The organism is Variovorax sp. 10L421 (assembly GCF_056395365.1).
In genome coordinates, this window is the sequence record NZ_JBFTJJ010000010.1 from 97,506 (window position 1) to 113,339 (window position 15,834).

Annotated in this window: 14 protein-coding genes; all 14 read right to left on the reverse strand. The window is 66.0% G+C overall.

Features of this window, described 5'->3' with window-relative positions; translation table 11 throughout:
* Positions 1-8: 8 nt before the first annotated feature.
* The 14 genes from hisG to AC1DFC_RS15335 all read right to left on the reverse strand — a co-directional run bounded on the left by hisG (position 9) and on the right by AC1DFC_RS15335 (position 15,701).
* Positions 9-650 carry an ATP phosphoribosyltransferase gene (gene hisG / locus AC1DFC_RS15270; RefSeq protein WP_478179522.1) on the reverse strand — a complete coding sequence of 214 codons (642 nt, stop codon included), beginning with the start codon at positions 648-650 and terminating at the stop codon, positions 9-11.
* Complete coding sequence (gene murA / locus AC1DFC_RS15275) at positions 647-1,948, reverse strand: UDP-N-acetylglucosamine 1-carboxyvinyltransferase (protein WP_007835252.1); 1,302 nt, start codon at positions 1,946-1,948, stop codon at positions 647-649. The genes hisG and murA overlap by 4 nt, the downstream gene beginning before the upstream one ends.
* Before the next feature lie 41 nt (positions 1,949-1,989).
* Entirely contained in the window at positions 1,990-2,232 is a 243-nt protein-coding gene (locus AC1DFC_RS15280) for a BolA family protein (RefSeq protein WP_007835251.1), read from the reverse strand.
* Between the two features lie 20 nt (positions 2,233-2,252).
* The gene (locus AC1DFC_RS15285) at positions 2,253-3,008 is read right to left on the reverse strand and encodes an ABC transporter permease (RefSeq protein WP_042673676.1); all 756 of its coding nucleotides are present in this window, start codon (positions 3,006-3,008) and stop codon (positions 2,253-2,255) included.
* 91 nt (positions 3,009-3,099) lie between these two features.
* Positions 3,100-4,047, reverse strand: a complete 948-nt coding sequence (locus tag AC1DFC_RS15290) for an ABC transporter ATP-binding protein (protein WP_007835247.1) — start codon at positions 4,045-4,047, stop codon at positions 3,100-3,102.
* 164 nt (positions 4,048-4,211) lie between these two features.
* On the reverse strand, positions 4,212-4,487 hold the full coding sequence (locus tag AC1DFC_RS15295) for an STAS domain-containing protein (protein ID WP_007835246.1): 276 nt from the start codon (positions 4,485-4,487) through the stop codon (positions 4,212-4,214).
* Between the two features lie 12 nt (positions 4,488-4,499).
* Complete coding sequence (locus AC1DFC_RS15300; RefSeq protein ID WP_007835245.1) at positions 4,500-5,156, reverse strand: MlaC/ttg2D family ABC transporter substrate-binding protein; 657 nt, start codon at positions 5,154-5,156, stop codon at positions 4,500-4,502.
* A 162-nt stretch (positions 5,157-5,318) separates the two neighbouring features.
* Complete coding sequence (locus tag AC1DFC_RS15305) at positions 5,319-6,053, reverse strand: MlaA family lipoprotein (RefSeq protein ID WP_478179523.1); 735 nt, start codon at positions 6,051-6,053, stop codon at positions 5,319-5,321.
* A 26-nt stretch (positions 6,054-6,079) separates the two neighbouring features.
* On the reverse strand, positions 6,080-6,571 hold the full coding sequence (gene mlaD, locus AC1DFC_RS15310) for an outer membrane lipid asymmetry maintenance protein MlaD (protein ID WP_007835243.1): 492 nt from the start codon (positions 6,569-6,571) through the stop codon (positions 6,080-6,082).
* 136 nt (positions 6,572-6,707) lie between these two features.
* The gene (gene mlaE, locus AC1DFC_RS15315; RefSeq protein WP_007835242.1) at positions 6,708-7,490 is read right to left on the reverse strand and encodes a lipid asymmetry maintenance ABC transporter permease subunit MlaE; all 783 of its coding nucleotides are present in this window, start codon (positions 7,488-7,490) and stop codon (positions 6,708-6,710) included.
* On the reverse strand, positions 7,487-8,350 hold the full coding sequence (locus AC1DFC_RS15320; protein ID WP_413313828.1) for an ABC transporter ATP-binding protein: 864 nt from the start codon (positions 8,348-8,350) through the stop codon (positions 7,487-7,489). The genes mlaE and AC1DFC_RS15320 overlap by 4 nt, the downstream gene beginning before the upstream one ends.
* A gap of 66 nt (positions 8,351-8,416) precedes the next feature.
* Positions 8,417-9,895, reverse strand: coding sequence for a glutamate synthase subunit beta (locus AC1DFC_RS15325; protein ID WP_413313829.1), 1,479 nt, complete (start codon positions 9,893-9,895; stop codon positions 8,417-8,419).
* 170 nt (positions 9,896-10,065) lie between these two features.
* Entirely contained in the window at positions 10,066-14,820 is a 4,755-nt protein-coding gene (locus tag AC1DFC_RS15330; protein WP_478179524.1) for a glutamate synthase-related protein, read from the reverse strand.
* 185 nt (positions 14,821-15,005) lie between these two features.
* Positions 15,006-15,701, reverse strand: coding sequence for a transposase (locus AC1DFC_RS15335; protein ID WP_007835236.1), 696 nt, complete (start codon positions 15,699-15,701; stop codon positions 15,006-15,008).
* Positions 15,702-15,834 lie beyond the last annotated feature (133 nt).

The window sequence follows — 15,834 nt, forward strand, 5'->3', positions numbered from 1 at the left end:
CGTGATGTTCAGGCGGAAGGAATGGCCGACGCGAACGCGTCGATGATGCGGCGGATGGGCTCGCGATTGAGCTTGAGCGCCGCCTGGTTGACCACCAGCCGGGCGCTGATGTCCATGATGCGTTCCACCTCGACGAGGTGGTTGGCCTTGAGCGTGTTGCCGGTCGAGACCAGGTCGACGATGGCGTCGGCCAGGCCCGTGAGCGGCGCCAGCTCCATGCTGCCGTAGAGCTTGATCAGGTCGACGTGCACGCCCTTGCTGGCGAAGAAGTCGCGCGACAGGCCCACGTACTTGGTCGCCACACGCAGGCGCGAGCCCTGCTTCACGGCCGAGGCGTAGTCGTAGTCGGCGCGCACGGCCACGCTGAGGCGGCAGGCCGCGATGCGCAGATCGAGCGGTTGGTACAGGCCCTGGTTGCCGTGTTCGAGCAGCACGTCGAGCCCGGTCACACCGAGGTCGGCGCCGCCGTACTGCACGTAGGTGGGCACGTCGGAGGCGCGCACCAGCACCACGCGAACGTCGGGGCGGGTGGTGCCAAGAATGAGCTTGCGCGACTTCTCGGGGTCTTCGGTGACCTCGATGCCGGCGGCCGCCAGCAGGGGCATCGTTTCTTCGAAGATGCGGCCCTTGGAAAGCGCCAGGGTGATCATGCGGCGGCTCCGGTCAGTCGTTCGATGTCGGCGCCCAGGCCGCGCAGCTTGGCTTCCATGCGGTCGTAGCCCCGGTCGAGGTGGTAGATGCGGTCGATCAGGGTTTCGCCCTCGGCCACGAGGCCGGCGATGACCAGGCTGGCCGAAGCGCGCAGGTCAGTGGCCATCACGGTCGCGCCCGAGAGCTGCTGCACGCCCTCGACCATCGCGACCTTGCCCTCGACGTGGATGTTGGCGCCCAGGCGAACCATCTCGTTCACGTGCATGAAGCGGTTCTCGAAGATGGTTTCGGTGACCATCGAGGCGCCGCGCGCGATCACGTTCAGGGCCATGAACTGGGCCTGCATGTCGGTCGGGAAGCCGGGGTATTCGGTGGTGCTGAAGCTCTGTGCCTTCAGATGTTCGCAGGCCGGGCCCTTGGAGCTGACGCGCACGCCGTCCTTCTCGCAGGCGACGGTGCAGCCCGCGTCGCGCAGCTTGTCGATCACGGCGTCCATGTGGTCGCCGCGCGCGTGGCGCAGGAAGGCCTCGCCGCCCGTGGCCGCGACGGCGCACAGGAAGGTGCCGGCCTCGATGCGGTCGGCCACCACGGCGTGTTCGCAGCCGTGCAGCTTCTCGACGCCCTGGATGCGGATGTGGCTGGTGCCGTGGCCTTCGATCTTGGCGCCCATGCGGATCAGCATTTCGGCCAGGTCGACGATCTCGGGCTCCTGCGCGGCGTTCTCGAGCAGCGTCTCGCCCTCGGCCAGTGCGGCGGCCATCAGAAAGTTCTCGGTGCCGGTGACGGTAACCATGTCGGTCAGGATGCGCGCGCCCTTCAGGCGGGTGCGGCCTTCGGGCAGGCGCGCGACCATGTAGCCGTGGTCGACCACGATCTCGGCGCCCATGGCCTGCAGGCCCTTGATGTGCTGGTCGACCGGCCGCGAGCCGATGGCGCAGCCGCCGGGCAGCGACACCTTGGCATGGCCGAAGCGCGCCAGCAGCGGGCCCAGGGCCAGCACGGAGGCGCGCATGGTCTTCACCAGCTCATAAGGCGCTTCCGGGTTGTTCAGGTCGCCGGCATTCAGGCGCACCGTGCCGCCGTCCTTCCCATCCTGGCCGCGCTCGGCCACGACGCCCATGTTGCGCACCAGCTTGAGCATGGTCGACACGTCCTGCAGGCGCGGCACGTTGTGCAGCGTCACGGGCTGGTCGGTCAGCAACGCCGCGCACAGTTCGGGCAGCGCGGCGTTCTTGGCGCCGGAAATGAGTACTTCGCCGCGGAGCTCTCGCCCGCCGCGAATCAGAAGTTTGTCCATCGAAATTCCAGCGAAATCAGGGGCCTGCGAGGGCCGGGGAGTTATTTTTCCACCGCCGCCCATTCGGCCGGCGTGTAGGTCTTCATCGAAAGCGCATGCACCTCGTCGGTGTGCATTTTCGCACCGAGGGTGGCGTAGACCCGCTGATGGCGCTGGATCGCGCGCTTGCCCTCGAATTCGGCCGAGACGATGGTGGCATACCAATGCCGGCCATCGCCCTCGAGCGTGATGTGCTCGCACGGGAGGTGGGACTGGATCAGGGCCTGGAGTTGTTCGGCGGTCATGGGGTCTGGAGAAGAAGCGTTCAGCCTCGGATTTTGTAGCCGATGCGCAGGAGATGGACAGCGATGGCGCTCACCGCCAGCCACGCGGTGCCGACGATGCCCAGGCTGAGCCAGGGCGATGCATCGCTCACGCCGAAGAAGCCGTAGCGGAAGCCGTCGATCATGTAGAAGAACGGGTTCAGGTGGCTCACGCTCTGCCAGAAAGGCGGCAGCGAGCCGATCGAATAGAACACGCCCGACAGGAAGGTCATGGGCATGATCAGGAAGTTCTGGAACACCGCCATCTGGTCGAACTTCTCGGCCCAGAGGCCGGCGATCAACCCGAGCGTGCCGAGCATCGCGGCCCCCAGCAGCGCGAAAACGACGATCCAGACCGGCGCCACGAAGTTCGGCATCGCGAAGAAGACCGTGACCGCGAACACGCCCAGCCCCACGGCCAGCCCGCGGATGACCGACGAGCCCACGTAGGCGAAGAACCAGCCCCAGTGCGACAGCGGCGTGAGCAGCACGAACACCAGGTTGCCCATGATCTTGCTCTGGATGATCGAGGACGAGCTGTTGGCGAACGCGTTCTGCAGCACGCTCATCATCACGAGGCCCGGCACGAGGAAGGCCGTGTAGCCGACGGTGCCGTAGACCGTCACGCGGCCCTCGAGCACATGGCCGAACACCATGAGGTACAGCAGCGCGGTGAGCACCGGCGCACCGACCGTCTGGAACCCGACCTTCCAGAAGCGCAGCGTCTCCTTGTAGAGCAGCGCGCGCCAACCGGTCACGGCCATCATGGAGCCCCCTTGCTCGGCACTGCGTGTCCTCGCTTCCCCCCGAGGGGGAGCTTCGCTTGCTTGGGGCGGCCCGGCGCGGCGCTCATCGCGCCACCTCCAGCGGGGTCTGCTCGCCGGCCATCAGGTCGATGAACACGTCTTCGAGATCGGCCTTGCGCATTTCCACGTCTTCCACCGCGACGCCGGCTTCGCGGATCGCGGCCAGCAGTTGTTCGACTTCATGGGCGTTCTGCGCCGGCAGCTGCACGATGCGCCCGGTGATGCGCGCATGCTGGGCGATGGCCCAGGGCAGCATGGCGTCGGTCTTGAAGCGCAGTACGTTGCTCGCGGCCGACTTCAACAGTTCGCTGGTGCGGTCGAGCGCGATCACCTTGCCGAGCTTGAGCATCGCGATGCGGCTGCACAGCGCCTCGGCTTCTTCGAGGTAGTGGGTGGTCAGCAGCACGGTGCTGCCCTGCTTGTTGAGCCGGGCGACGAACTGCCAGAGCGTCTGGCGCAATTCGACGTCGACGCCGGCCGTGGGCTCGTCGAGCACGATCACCGGCGGCTTGTGCACCAGCGCCTGCGCCACAAGCACGCGGCGCTTCATGCCGCCCGAAAGCTGGCGCATGTTGGCGCCGGCCTTGTCGGCGAGGCCCAGGCTGTGCAGCAGCTCGTCGATCCAGTCGTCGTTGTTCTTGATGCCGAAGTAGCCCGACTGGATGCGCAGCGATTCGCGCACGTTGAAGAAGGGGTCGAACACCAGCTCCTGCGGCACGATGCCGAGCTGGCGGCGTGCCTCGGCGTAATCGCGCTGCACGTCGAAGCCGTGGACGCTGATGGCGCCGGCCGTGGGGCGCGAAAGCCCCGCGAGCATGCTGATGAGGGTGGTCTTGCCCGCGCCGTTCGGGCCGAGCAGGCCGAAGAACTCGCCCGGCTCGATCTGGAAGCTGACCTCGTCGACCGCCTTCAGCCCTTGCTTGCCTTGGGCTTTCTGCTGTCTGGAGGGGGGATAGGTCTTGGAGACCGATTGGAATGAGATCGCGGGCATGGGAGCCCGCGATTTTACGGGGCCGCTTTACAAGCTGCCGCGCAGCGGCCCGATACCCTCATGCGGCCGCCGCCGGGCCGCCCCAAGGCGGGCCGCGCCTCCCCCTCGGGGGGTGGCGAATTACGCGCAGCAAAGCGGAGTGAAAAGCCGGGGGGCCAACAATGTCAGGGCGCCGCGGGCAAAAGGCCCGCAATGCCGTACAGCGCGGCCAGCTCGCGCAGCCGGGGCGAGAGGCCCTTGACGGAAAAGCCGCGTCCCAGGGCGCTGGATTCGCGCCGGCATTCGAGCAGCACGGCCAGCGCCGACGAATCGAACTGGGCCAGCGCGGTCGCGTCGACCACGGTGGACGACGAGTCGACCTGGCCCTTCAGCCCCTGCTGCAGCATACGCATGCAGGCGGGGGCCTCGTCGTGGGTGAGTCGGGTCGGCAGGACCAGCATCGTGCGCTCCGGTCAGCTCTTGCCGTTGCCCTTGTTGCGCGCGACCAGTGCGGCGATCAGGCCGTCGACACCGCTCTTGTTGATTTCCTGCGCGAACTGGGTGCGGTAGGTGTCGACCAGCCAGACACCCAGCACATTCAGGTTGTAGACCTTCCAGCCGGCGCCCTGGCCGGGGGTCTTCTCGAGGCGGTAGTCGAGCTGGACCGGATCGCCGCGGCCCTTGACCTCGGTGCGCACCAGCACGTCCTTGTCGTCGGGCGAGCCGCGGAACGGACGGATGGTGACGGTCTGGTCGGTCACCTGGTCGAGCGCGCCGGCATAGGTGCGCACCAGCAGGGTCTTGAATTCTTCCTGCAGGCGCTTCTGCTGCTCTGGCGTGGCCGTGCGCCAGGCCGGGCCGACGGCCGAGGCCGTCATGCGCTGGAAGTTGACGTTGGGCATGATCTTGCTGTCGACCAGCAGCATGATCTTGTTGACGTCGCCCGACTTGATGGACGAGTCGGCCTTGATCGTCTCGAGCACGTCGGTCGAGAGGCGCTTGACGAGCGCATCGGGCGCTTCGTCGGCGGCACGGGCGGGCTGGACGAATGCGAAAGCCGCACCGAACAGCAGGGCACCGGCCAGCACCAGGCGGCCGAGATCGCGACGTTGCAAGGTCTTGTCGTTCATGGAGAGTCCCTCATTCAAGTTTGAAAATCCACAGGCATCCGGAAAAGCCGGATGCTGAAACAGGAACGGATTCGAGGCGCATGGGGCCGACCGGGTTCCTGTCCGGGAGGTGAAGCCTTGCAACCGGATGCAAGCAGCCTTCCCTCCATGCTGCTCCTCGGCTTACTTGTCGCCGCCGTCGCTGCCGTCGCTGCCGTCGTTGGGCGGATTGCCGTCGTAGACCTGGCTGCGGCGGTGCTGCAGGAACGCATCGCGCGTGAACGAATACTTGTCGAGCGCCGCGTCGCCGAGCAGGCGGCCGGCGCGCAGGTACTGCGAACGCGTGTCGACGACGCGCAGCACCGTCAGCGAATTGCGCCAAGGGATGTCGCTCACATGGCCCAGCGGATCGCCGTACATGTCAAGCGGCTTGGCCGCAGTGTCGCGCACCGTCGAGGGGCCCAGCAGCGGCAGCACGACATATGGGCCGGCGCCGACACCCCAGTAGCCCAGCGTCTGGCCGAAGTCTTCCTCGTGGCGGGGAATGCCCGCTTCGGTCGCAACGTCCAGCAGGCCGCCGAGGCCGAAGAAGGTGTTGACGTTCAGCCGCATGAAGGTCTCGGCGCTGTTCTGCAGCTTCAACTGGGCCACGTTGTTGGCCAGGCTCCAGACATCGCCGATGTTGGAGAAGAAGTTGTTCACGCCGGTGCGCACCATCGAGGGCAGCGCCTTCTGGTAGGCCGTGGCCACGGGGACGAGCACCGCATCGTCGACGGTGTCGTTGAAGCGAGAAACACCGCGGTTGAATGGCTCGAACGGGTCGGCCGGATTGGCGTTGGGGCCGGTGGCGCAACCGGCCACCAGCGCGAAGACGGCTGCTGCGCTCATCCAGCGCGCATGGCTCGCTACGTTATTCATAGCAGCAGAAAGAGGGGCTCGTGTTTTCATTTCTTATTCGCTGTTCCAGGCGTCGAAGAATTGCCTTCGGCCGCCTTGCTGTACAGGAACTGGCTGATCAGGTTCTCCAACACCACGGCCGATTGGGTCGAAGTGATGGTGTCGCCGGCCTGCAGTGCCTTCTCCTCGGCGCCCGCCTCGATTCCGATGTACTGCTCGCCGAGCAGGCCACTGGTCAGGATCTTGAGCGAGCTGTCCTTGGGAAAACTGTAACGGTTTTGCAAAGCCAGCGTCACGTCGGCCTGAAAGGACTTGTCGTTGAAGGCGATGGATTCCACGCGGCCGACCACGACCCCCGCGCTCTTGACCGCGGTTTGGGGCTTGAGCCCGCCGATGTTGTCGAAGCGCGCGGTGACCGCATAGGTCTTCTGAAAATTCAGGCTCAGCAGGTTGGCCGACTGCAGCGCGAGAAACAGCAGCGCCGCCGCGCCGATCAGCACGAACAGGCCCACCCAGATGTCGTTGTTGGAACGTTGCATATCGACTCTTCCTAAATGCCTACGGATTGACTCAATCGAGAATCACCGCAGAACCGGCTTTGCCGGGCTGCAGGTGTTGCCCCCTGCAAGGGGGTAGGAGGCCACACGAAGTGGGCAAGCCTGGGGGTGTACTCGTTCATATGCTGAACATCATCGCGGTGAGCAGGAAGTCGAGCCCCAGTACCGCCAGCGATGCCGTGACCACGGTCTTCGTGGTCGCGCGCGACACGCCTTCGGGCGTGGGCTGGGCCTCGTAGCCCTGCAGCAGTGCGATGAAGGTCACGGTGAAGCCGAAGACGATGCTCTTGATGACGCCATTGCCGACGTCGCGCCATACGTCGACGCCGCCCTGCATCTGGCCCCAGAACGCGCCCGGGTCCACGCCCAGCATCAGCACGCCCACCACGTAGCCGCCCATGATGCCCACCGCGCTGAACACAGCCGCCAGCAGCGGCATGGTGATCACGCCGGCCCAGAAGCGCGGTGCGAGGATGCGCTGCACCGGATCGACCGCCATCATCTCCATGGCGCTCAATTGCTCGTCGGCCTTCATGAGGCCGATCTCCGCGGTAAGCGACGTACCGGCGCGTCCGGTGAAGAGCAAGGCCGCCACCACAGGCCCGAGCTCGCGCACGAGACTCAGTGTGACCAGCAGGCCGAGCGCTTCGGACGAGCCGTAGCGCTGCAGCGCGTAGTACATCTGCAGCCCCAGCACGAAGCCGACGAACAGCCCCGACACGCCGATGATCGCGAGCGAGTAGTTGCCCAGGAAATGGATCTGGTCGCGCACCAGCCCGAACCGGCGCATGATCTGCGCGCCCGGTCCGATCAGGCGCGTGAAAAGCTTCGCGCCATAGCCCAGGTTGGCCAGATGGCGGCGCACCGCGAAGCCGAGGTCGGCTGGTTTCCACCAGGTCATGAGCGCCCTCCTTCCACATTGCCGAAGTCGTCTTCGATGCTGACGCCGGGGTAGTGGAAATGCACCGGCCCGTCGGGCAGCGCATTGACGAACTGATGGACCAGCGGATCGTCGCTCTCGCGCACTTCGTCGGGCGTGCCCTGCGCGGCAATGCCGCCGTTGGCCAGGATGATCACGTGGTCGGCGATGCGGAAGGTTTCCTCGAGGTCGTGCGACACGATGATGCTGGTGAGTCCGAGCGTGTCGTTGAGCTGTCGGATCAGCCGCGCCGCCGTGCCGAGCGAGATCGGGTCGAGGCCGGCGAAGGGCTCGTCGTACATGACGAGATCGGGGTCGAGCGCGATCGCGCGCGCCAGCGCCACGCGCCGCGCCATGCCGCCCGACACCTCGCTGGGCATCAGGTCGCGCGCGCCGCGCAGGCCGACGGCATCGAGCTTCATGAGCACGATGTCGCGCACCAGCGCTTCGGACAACTGGGTGTGCTCGCGCAGCGGGAAGGCCACGTTGTCGAACACGCTCATGTCGGTGAACAACGCGCCGAACTGGAACAGCATGCCCATTCGGCGCCGCGCCGCGTAAAGCGCCGTTGCGTCGAACCTGACGACGTCCTGACCATCGAAGAGCACCTCGCCGCGCTGCGCCTTCTGCTGTCCGCCGATCAGGCGCAGCACGGTGGTCTTGCCGCCGCCCGATGCGCCCATCAGGGCGGTCACCTTGCCGCGCGGCACGGTGAAGGACACGCCGTCGAGAATGGCGCGCGCGCCGTAGCCGAACGTAACGTCGCGGAACTCTACAAAGGGATGTGGCAGTGGTGCGGCTGGGTCCATCTCAATAAAAAAGCCGGGCGCCCTTTCAGGCATCCCGGCATGCGGTTTCCGGCGGATGATACCGGGGACAAACCCGGGCCCGCGAAACTGAAACAAAAATCAGCGAGGCAAGTCGCTGAATCCCATCAAAAATTCATCGACCGCGCGGGCAGCTTGACGGCCCTCGCGGATCGCCCAGACCACCAGCGACTGTCCGCGGCGGATGTCGCCGGCGGCGAACACCTTCGGCACGTTGGTGGCATAGCCCCCGATGAAGTCGACCGTCGCCTTGGCATTGCCGCGTGCATCCTTCTCGACACCGAAGGCATCGAGCACGGTCGCCACGGGACTGATGAAGCCCATGGCGAGCAGCACGAGGTCGGCCTTGAGCACCTGCTCGCTGCCGGCCACTTCCTGCATCTTGCCGTCCTTCCATTCGACGCGAACGGTCTTCAGGCCGGTGACCTTGCCCTTCTCGCCGATGAACTCCTTGGTGGAGATCGCGAACTCGCGCTCGCAGCCCTCTTCATGGCTGGAGCTGGTGCGCAGCTTGATCGGCCAGTACGGCCAGGTCAGCGGGCGGTTTTCTTCCTCGGGCGGCTGCGGCATCAGTTCGAACTGCGTGACGCTCGCGGCGCCATGGCGGTTGCTGGTGCCCACACAATCGGAGCCGGTGTCGCCGCCGCCGATGACGATCACGTGCTTGCCGTCGGCGCGCAGCTGGCCCTTGACCTTGTCGCCCGCGTTGACGCGGTTTTGCTGCGGCAGGAACTCCATCGCGAAATGGATGCCGTCGAGGTCGCGACCGGGCACCGGCAGGTCGCGCGATTGCTCGGCGCCGCCGGTGAGCACCACGGCGTCGAACTCTTTCTGCAGCTGCTCGGGCGTGACGGTTTCCTTGGCGAGGTTCGTGACCTTGGAGCCCTTGCCCAGCGGATCCTTCGCGGCGCCGACCATCACGCCGGTGCGGAAGGTCACGCCTTCGGCCTTCATCTGCTCGACGCGCCGGTCGATGTGCGACTTCTCCATCTTGAAGTCGGGGATGCCGTAGCGCAGCAGGCCGCCGATGCGGTCGTTCTTCTCGAACAACGTCACGTCGTGGCCGACGCGCGCCAGTTGCTGGGCGGCCGCCATGCCGGCCGGGCCCGAACCCACCACCGCCACCTTCTTGCCGGTCTTGTGCTTGGCGGCGCGCGGCGCCACCCAGCCTTCGTCCCAGGCGCGGTCGATGATCGCGTGCTCCAGCGACTTGATGCCGACCGGGTCGTCGTTCACGTTGAGCACGCAGGCCGCCTCGCAGGGCGCGGGGCAGATGCGGCCGGTGAACTCGGGGAAGTTGTTGGTCGAGTCGAGCACCGCGAAGGCGTTTTGCCAGTCGTTGCGGTACACGAGGTCGTTGAAGTCCGGAATGATGTTGTTGACCGGGCAGCCGCTGTTGCAGAACGGCGTGCCGCAGTCCATGCAGCGCGCGCCCTGCACCTTGGCCTGTTCGGTGTTCAGGCCGACGACGAATTCCTTGTAATGCTTGACGCGCTCGTCGACGGGCTTGTAGCCCTCCTCGACGCGCTCATGCTCCATGAAGCCGGTGATCTTTCCCATCGTGATTCCTTTACACCCCCGTTGCTTGCTCACTGCGTGTAGCCGCCTCCCCCCTCAAGGGGGCAACACCAGCGGCCCGGCAAAGCCGGTTCCGCGGTGTTCCCCGAAGGGGCTGTGACTGTTTCACGCGCTGCATGCCGTACAGGGATTCATTCTGTTTTGGTTGATCTTCAAGCTGCGGCCGGGGCCGTTTGCGGTGCGGGGGCCAGCGCATGCGGCTCGRGGCCGATGTGCGCGTTGTTGCCGCTGCTCGTGAGCTCGACCTTGCGGTCGTGCAGTTCCGCGAGCGCGCGCTTGTATTCGTTCGGGAACACCTTCACGAACTTCGTGCGCGACACCGACCAGTTGTCGAGCAGTTCGCGCGCGCGCTTGCTGCCGGTCCAGCGGTGGTGCTCTTCGAGCAGCTTCTTCAGCTGCGCTTCGTCGGTCACGCCGCCGTGCCAGATCTTGCGATGCACGCTGGCGGTCTGCTCGGCGGAGGTCAGCACCTTGTCGAGCGAGACCATCGAGAGGTTGCAGCGCGTGGCGAACTGGCCGTCCTCGTCGTAGACGAAGGCCACGCCGCCGCTCATGCCGGCCGCGAAGTTGCGGCCCGTCTTGCCGAGCACTGCCACCGTGCCGCCGGTCATGTACTCGCAGCCGTGGTCGCCGGTGCCTTCGATGACCGCCGTGGCGCCCGACAGGCGCACGGCGAAGCGTTCGCCGGCCACGCCGCACAGGTAGGCCTCGCCGGTGGTCGCGCCGTACAGCGCCGTGTTGCCGACGATGGTGTTGCGCGCCGCTTCACCGCGGAACTCGAGGCTGGGGCGCACCACCACACGGCCGCCGGAGAGGCCCTTGCCCGTGTAGTCGTTGGCGTCGCCGATGAGGTACAGCGTGATGCCTCGCGCCAGGAAGGCGCCGAACGACTGGCCGCCCGTGCCTTCGAGCTGGATGCGGATCGAGTCGTCGGGCAGGCCCTGCGGATGCACCTTGGTCAGTGCGCCCGAAAGCATGGCGCCCACCGACCGGTTGACGTTGCGCGCCACCTCGATGAACTGCACCTTCTCGCCCTTCTCGATGGCGGGACGCGACTTCTCGATGAGCTTCACGTCGAGCGCGCGTTCGAGACCATGGTCCTGGTTCTCCACATGGAAGCGCGGCACCTCGGCCGGCACGTTCGGCAGCGCGAACAGGCGGCTGAAGTCGAGGCCCGAGGCCTTCCAGTGTTCGATGCCCTTGCGCATGTCGAGCAGGTCGGCGCGGCCGATCAGGTCGTCGAACTTGCGGATTCCGAGCTGGGCCATGATCTGTCGCACTTCTTCCGCAACGAAGAAGAAGTAGTTGACGACGTGCTCGGGCTTGCCCGAGAACTTCTTGCGCAGGATCGGGTCTTGCGTGGCCACGCCCACCGGGCAGGTGTTCAGGTGGCACTTGCGCATCATGATGCAGCCCTCGACCACCAGCGGCGCGGTGGCGAAGCCGAACTCGTCGGCGCCCAGCAGCGCGCCGATGGCGACGTCGCGGCCGGTCTTCATCTGGCCGTCGGCCTGCACTCGGATGCGGCTGCGCAGGCGGTTGAGCACCAGGGTCTGCTGCGTTTCGGCCAGGCCGATTTCCCACGGGCTGCCCGCGTGCTTGATCGACGACCAGGGCGAGGCGCCCGTGCCGCCGTCATGGCCGGCGATCACGACGTGGTCGCTCTTGCACTTGGCCACGCCGGCCGCGATGGTGCCGACGCCGATTTCGCTCACCAGCTTCACGCTGATGCTGGCGTGCGGCGCGGTGTTCTTCAGGTCGTGGATGAGCTGGGCCAGGTCTTCGATCGAGTAGATGTCGTGGTGCGGCGGCGGGCTGATGAGGCCCACGCCCGGCACGGCATAGCGCTGCTTGCCGATGTATTCGGTCACCTTGCCGCCCGGCAGCTGGCCGCCCTCGCCCGGCTTGGCGCCCTGCGCCATCTTGATCTGGATCTGGTCGGCCGAGTGCAGGTACTCGGCGGTGACGCCGAAGCGGCCCGACGCGACCTGCTTGATGCGCGAACGCAGCGAGTCGCCGTCCGCGAGCGGCAGGTCGACCTCGACGTTGGCCGCGCCGATCACGCTCTTGAGCGTGTCGCCCTGCTTGATCGGGATGCCCTTGAGTTCGTTGCGGTAGCGCGCCGGGTCTTCACCGCCCTCGCCCGTGTTGCTCTTGCCGCCGATGCGGTTCATGGCAATCGCGAGCGTGGCGTGCGCCTCGGTGCTGATCGAGCCGAGCGACATCGCGCCGGTGGCGAAACGCTTGACGATCTCCGCAGCCGATTCGACCTCGTCCACCGGAATCGCCTTGGCCGGATCGATCTTGAACTCGAACAGGCCGCGCAGCGTGAGGTGGCGGCGGTTCTGGTCGTTGATGAGCTGCGCGTATTCCTTGTACGTGTTCCAGTTGTTGGCGCGCGTGCTGTGCTGCAGCTTGGCGATGGCGTCGGGCGTCCACATGTGCTCTTCGCCGCGCGTACGCCAGGCGTATTCGCCGCCGGCGTCGAGCATGTGGGCCAGCACCGGGTCGTCGCCGAAGGCGGCCTTGTGCATGCGGATGGCTTCCTCGGCGATCTCGAAGACGCCGATGCCTTCCACGCGGCTGGCGGTGCCGGTGAAGTACTTGTTCACCGTCTCGCTGTTCAGGCCGATGGCTTCGAACAGCTGCGCGCCGCAGTAGCTCATGTAGGTGCTGACACCCATCTTCGACATGATCTTCGACAGGCCCTTGCCGATGGCCTTGACGTAGTTGTAGACCGCCTTGTCGGCGCTCAGCTCGCCCGGCATGTCGGCGTGCATGGCCGCCAGGGTTTCCATCGCGAGGTACGGGTGCACGGCTTCAGCGCCGTAGCCCGCGAGCACGCCGAAGTGATGCACTTCGCGCGCCGAACCGGTCTCGACCACGAGGCCGGCGGTGGTGCGCAGGCCTTCGCGAACCAGGTACTGGTGCACGGCCGAGAGGGCCAGCACGGCAGGGATGGCCACCTGCGTCGGGCTCACGCCACGGTCGCTGATGATCAGGATGTTGTGGCCGCCCTTGATGGCATCCACCGCTTCGGCACACAGCGAGGCCAGCTTGGCTTCGACGCCTTCGTCGCCCCATGCGAGCGGGTAGGTGATGTCGAGCGCGTAGCTCTTGAACTTGCCCTGCGTGTACTTGCCGATGTCGCGCAGCTTCGCCATGTCGGCGAAGTCAAGGATCGGCTGGCTCACTTCGAGCCGCATCGGCGGGTTGACCTGGTTGATGTCCAGCAGGTTGGGCTTGGGGCCGATGAAGGACACCAGCGACATCACGATCGCTTCGCGGATCGGGTCGATCGGCGGGTTGGTCACCTGCGCGAACAGCTGCTTGAAGTAATTGTACAGCGGCTTGTTCTTGCTGGAGAGCACGGCCAGCGGGCTGTCGTTGCCCATGGAGCCGATGCCTTCTTCGCCGGCCTGGGCCATCGGGCTCATCAGGAACTTGATGTCTTCCTGGGTGTAGCCGAAGGCCTGCTGGCGGTCGAGCAATGCAACTTGACTCAGCGGCGCCGAGACCGGCTCGGCCTTGACGCTGTCGAGCTTGATGCGCAGGTTCTCGATCCACTGCTTGTAGGGCTTGCTGTTGGCGAGGGTGGCCTTGACCTCCTCGTCGTCGATCATGCGGCCCTGCTCCAGGTCGATCAGGAACATCTTGCCGGGCTGCAGGCGCCACTTGCGCACGATCTTCTGCTCGGGCACGGGCAGCACGCCGGATTCGGAAGCCATGATGACGAGGTCGTCGTCGGTGACGCAGTAGCGCGAGGGGCGCAGGCCGTTGCGGTCGAGCGTGGCGCCGATCTGGCGGCCGTCGGTGAACACGATGGAGGCCGGGCCGTCCCACGGCTCGAGCATGGCGGCGTGGTATTCATAGAACGCGCGGCGGCGCGGGTCCATGGTGGCGTGCTGTTCCCAGGGCTCCGGGATCATCATCATCACGGCCTGGCTGATGGGGTAGCCGGCCATCGTCAGCAGCTCGAGGCAGTTGTCGAAGGTGGCGGTGTCGGACTGGTTCGCGAAGCTGATCGGGTAGAGCTTCTGCAGGTCGGCGCCCAGCACGGGCGACGACATCACGCCTTCGCGCGCCTTCATCCAGTTGTAGTTGCCCTTGACCGTGTTGATTTCGCCGTTGTGGGCGACGTAGCGGTACGGGTGGGCCAGCGGCCACTCGGGGAAGGTGTTGGTGGAAAAGCGCTGGTGCACGAGGCCCAGGGCCGAGATGCAGCGCTTGTCCTGCAGGTCGAGGTAGTAGGTGCCCACCTGGTCGGCCAGCAGCAGGCCCTTGTAGACCACGGTGCGGCTCGACATGCTGGGAACGTAGTATTCCTTGCTGTGCTTGAGCTTCAGGCGCTGGATGTTGGCGCTGGCGGTCTTGCGGATCACGTAGAGCTTGCGTTCCAGCGCGTCCTGCACGATCACGTCGTTGCCGCGGCCGATGAAGACCTGGCGCAGCAGCGGTTCCTTTTCGCGCACGGTGGGCGACATGGGCATGTCGCGGTTGACCGGCACGTCGCGCCAGCCGAGCAGCACCTGGCCTTCGGCCTTGATGGCGCGTTCCATTTCCTGCTCGCAGGCTTCGCGCGAGGCGTGCTCCTTCGGCAGGAAGATCATGCCGACGCCGTATTCGCCGGGCGGGGGCAGCGTGACGCCCTGCTTCGCCATTTCTTCGCGGTAAAGATGGTCGGGCAGCTGGATCAGGATGCCGGCACCGTCGCCCATCAGCTTGTCAGCGCCCACTGCGCCGCGATGGTCGAGGTTCTCGAGAATCTTGAGGCCCTGCAGCACGATGGCGTGGCTCTTCTCGCCCTTGATATGGGCCACGAAGCCGACGCCGCAGGCATCGTGCTCGTCGGCACCGGAATACAGACCGTGTTCTTGGAGATGTTTGATCTCGGCAGCCGTCGTCATGGCGCGCTCCTTCAGTTTTCGCAGGGAAATGGAGCATATTGCGATGCACAAAGAATGCCAAACACTTTAATAGGGGTCAGATTCCCATTAAATCTTGAGTTATCTAGTCAGAATTAAATTGGGGACATATTAAAAAAAGGAGCAAAAGAGCCAATGCATCAGCCAGCCGACGCTGCTTTTTCACCTCAGGATGAAGTGTTCGATGGCGGCCGACCGGCCTTGGCTTTGACTACCCGGCGGTCGGTGGACTTCTGCAGGCTGTCGAGAAAGTCGTCGTCGCCAGCGGCCCAGCCCCGCAATGTCGCCTCGGTCAGCGCGCGCTGGTCGGCCGCACGCACCCCGCCGCGCACCAGTTCGACATACGCGGCCTCGCGCGCGAACGGGGTGTTGCCGAGCTCCCAATACAGCGGGTGGGGGGTCAGCAGGCGGTCGTGCCGCAGTCCGGCGTAGTGGCCATGGCTGGACCAGGGAAAGTCGCGCGCATCGGCCACCATGCCCGCGCGCACCGGGTTGAGGTCGATGTAGGCCATGCAGGTCAGCAGGTAGCGGTCGGTCTGGATCAGCGTGGACCGGTAGCGGCCCTCCCACAGCGTGCCGCTGCGGCCATGGCGGTCGTTGAAGTAGCGCACGTAGCTGCGCCCCACCGACTGCATGAACTGGGGCAGGCCGGTGGGACTGTCGGGCGTGGCCAACAGGTGGAAGTGGTTGTCCATGAGCACGTAGGCGTGCAGCGCGATGCCGAAACGCGCAGCGTTCTCGGCCAGCAGCGCGAGCAGTTTCTCGCGGTCCGCGCGGTCCACGAAGATCGGCTGGCGGTTGTTGCCGCGCTGGATCACGTGGTGCGGCATGCCGGCCAGGGTGAGTCGGGGAAGACGGGCCATCTATTGCTCGCCCCCGGGCTGCGCGCGCTGCATGTCGCTTCGCCTTCCCCCGACCGGGGGCCACACCAGCGGCCCGGCAGAGCCGGTTGCGCGGTATTCCCGAATCGATTCCACGCCGCGCAGCCCGAATTTT

What these genes read in the sequence shown, in the direction of transcription:
- hisG (WP_478179522.1), bottom strand. Translation starts at nt 650, where the DNA reads ATGATCACCCTGGCGCTTTCCAAGGGCCGCATCTTCGAAGAAACGATG.
- murA (WP_007835252.1), bottom strand. Translation starts at nt 1,948, where the DNA reads ATGGACAAACTTCTGATTCGCGGCGGGCGAGAGCTCCGCGGCGAAGTA.
- AC1DFC_RS15280 (WP_007835251.1), bottom strand. Translation starts at nt 2,232, where the DNA reads ATGACCGCCGAACAACTCCAGGCCCTGATCCAGTCCCACCTCCCGTGC.
- AC1DFC_RS15290 (WP_007835247.1), bottom strand. Translation starts at nt 4,047, where the DNA reads ATGCCCGCGATCTCATTCCAATCGGTCTCCAAGACCTATCCCCCCTCC.
- AC1DFC_RS15295 (WP_007835246.1), bottom strand. Translation starts at nt 4,487, where the DNA reads ATGCTGGTCCTGCCGACCCGACTCACCCACGACGAGGCCCCCGCCTGC.
- AC1DFC_RS15300 (WP_007835245.1), bottom strand. Translation starts at nt 5,156, where the DNA reads ATGAACGACAAGACCTTGCAACGTCGCGATCTCGGCCGCCTGGTGCTG.
- AC1DFC_RS15305 (WP_478179523.1), bottom strand. Translation starts at nt 6,053, where the DNA reads ATGAATAACGTAGCGAGCCATGCGCGCTGGATGAGCGCAGCAGCCGTC.
- mlaD (WP_007835243.1), bottom strand. Translation starts at nt 6,571, where the DNA reads ATGCAACGTTCCAACAACGACATCTGGGTGGGCCTGTTCGTGCTGATC.
- mlaE (WP_007835242.1), bottom strand. Translation starts at nt 7,490, where the DNA reads ATGACCTGGTGGAAACCAGCCGACCTCGGCTTCGCGGTGCGCCGCCAT.
- AC1DFC_RS15320 (WP_413313828.1), bottom strand. Translation starts at nt 8,350, where the DNA reads ATGCCTGAAAGGGCGCCCGGCTTTTTTATTGAGATGGACCCAGCCGCA.
- AC1DFC_RS15325 (WP_413313829.1), bottom strand. Translation starts at nt 9,895, where the DNA reads ATGGGAAAGATCACCGGCTTCATGGAGCATGAGCGCGTCGAGGAGGGC.
- AC1DFC_RS15335 (WP_007835236.1), bottom strand. Translation starts at nt 15,701, where the DNA reads ATGGCCCGTCTTCCCCGACTCACCCTGGCCGGCATGCCGCACCACGTG.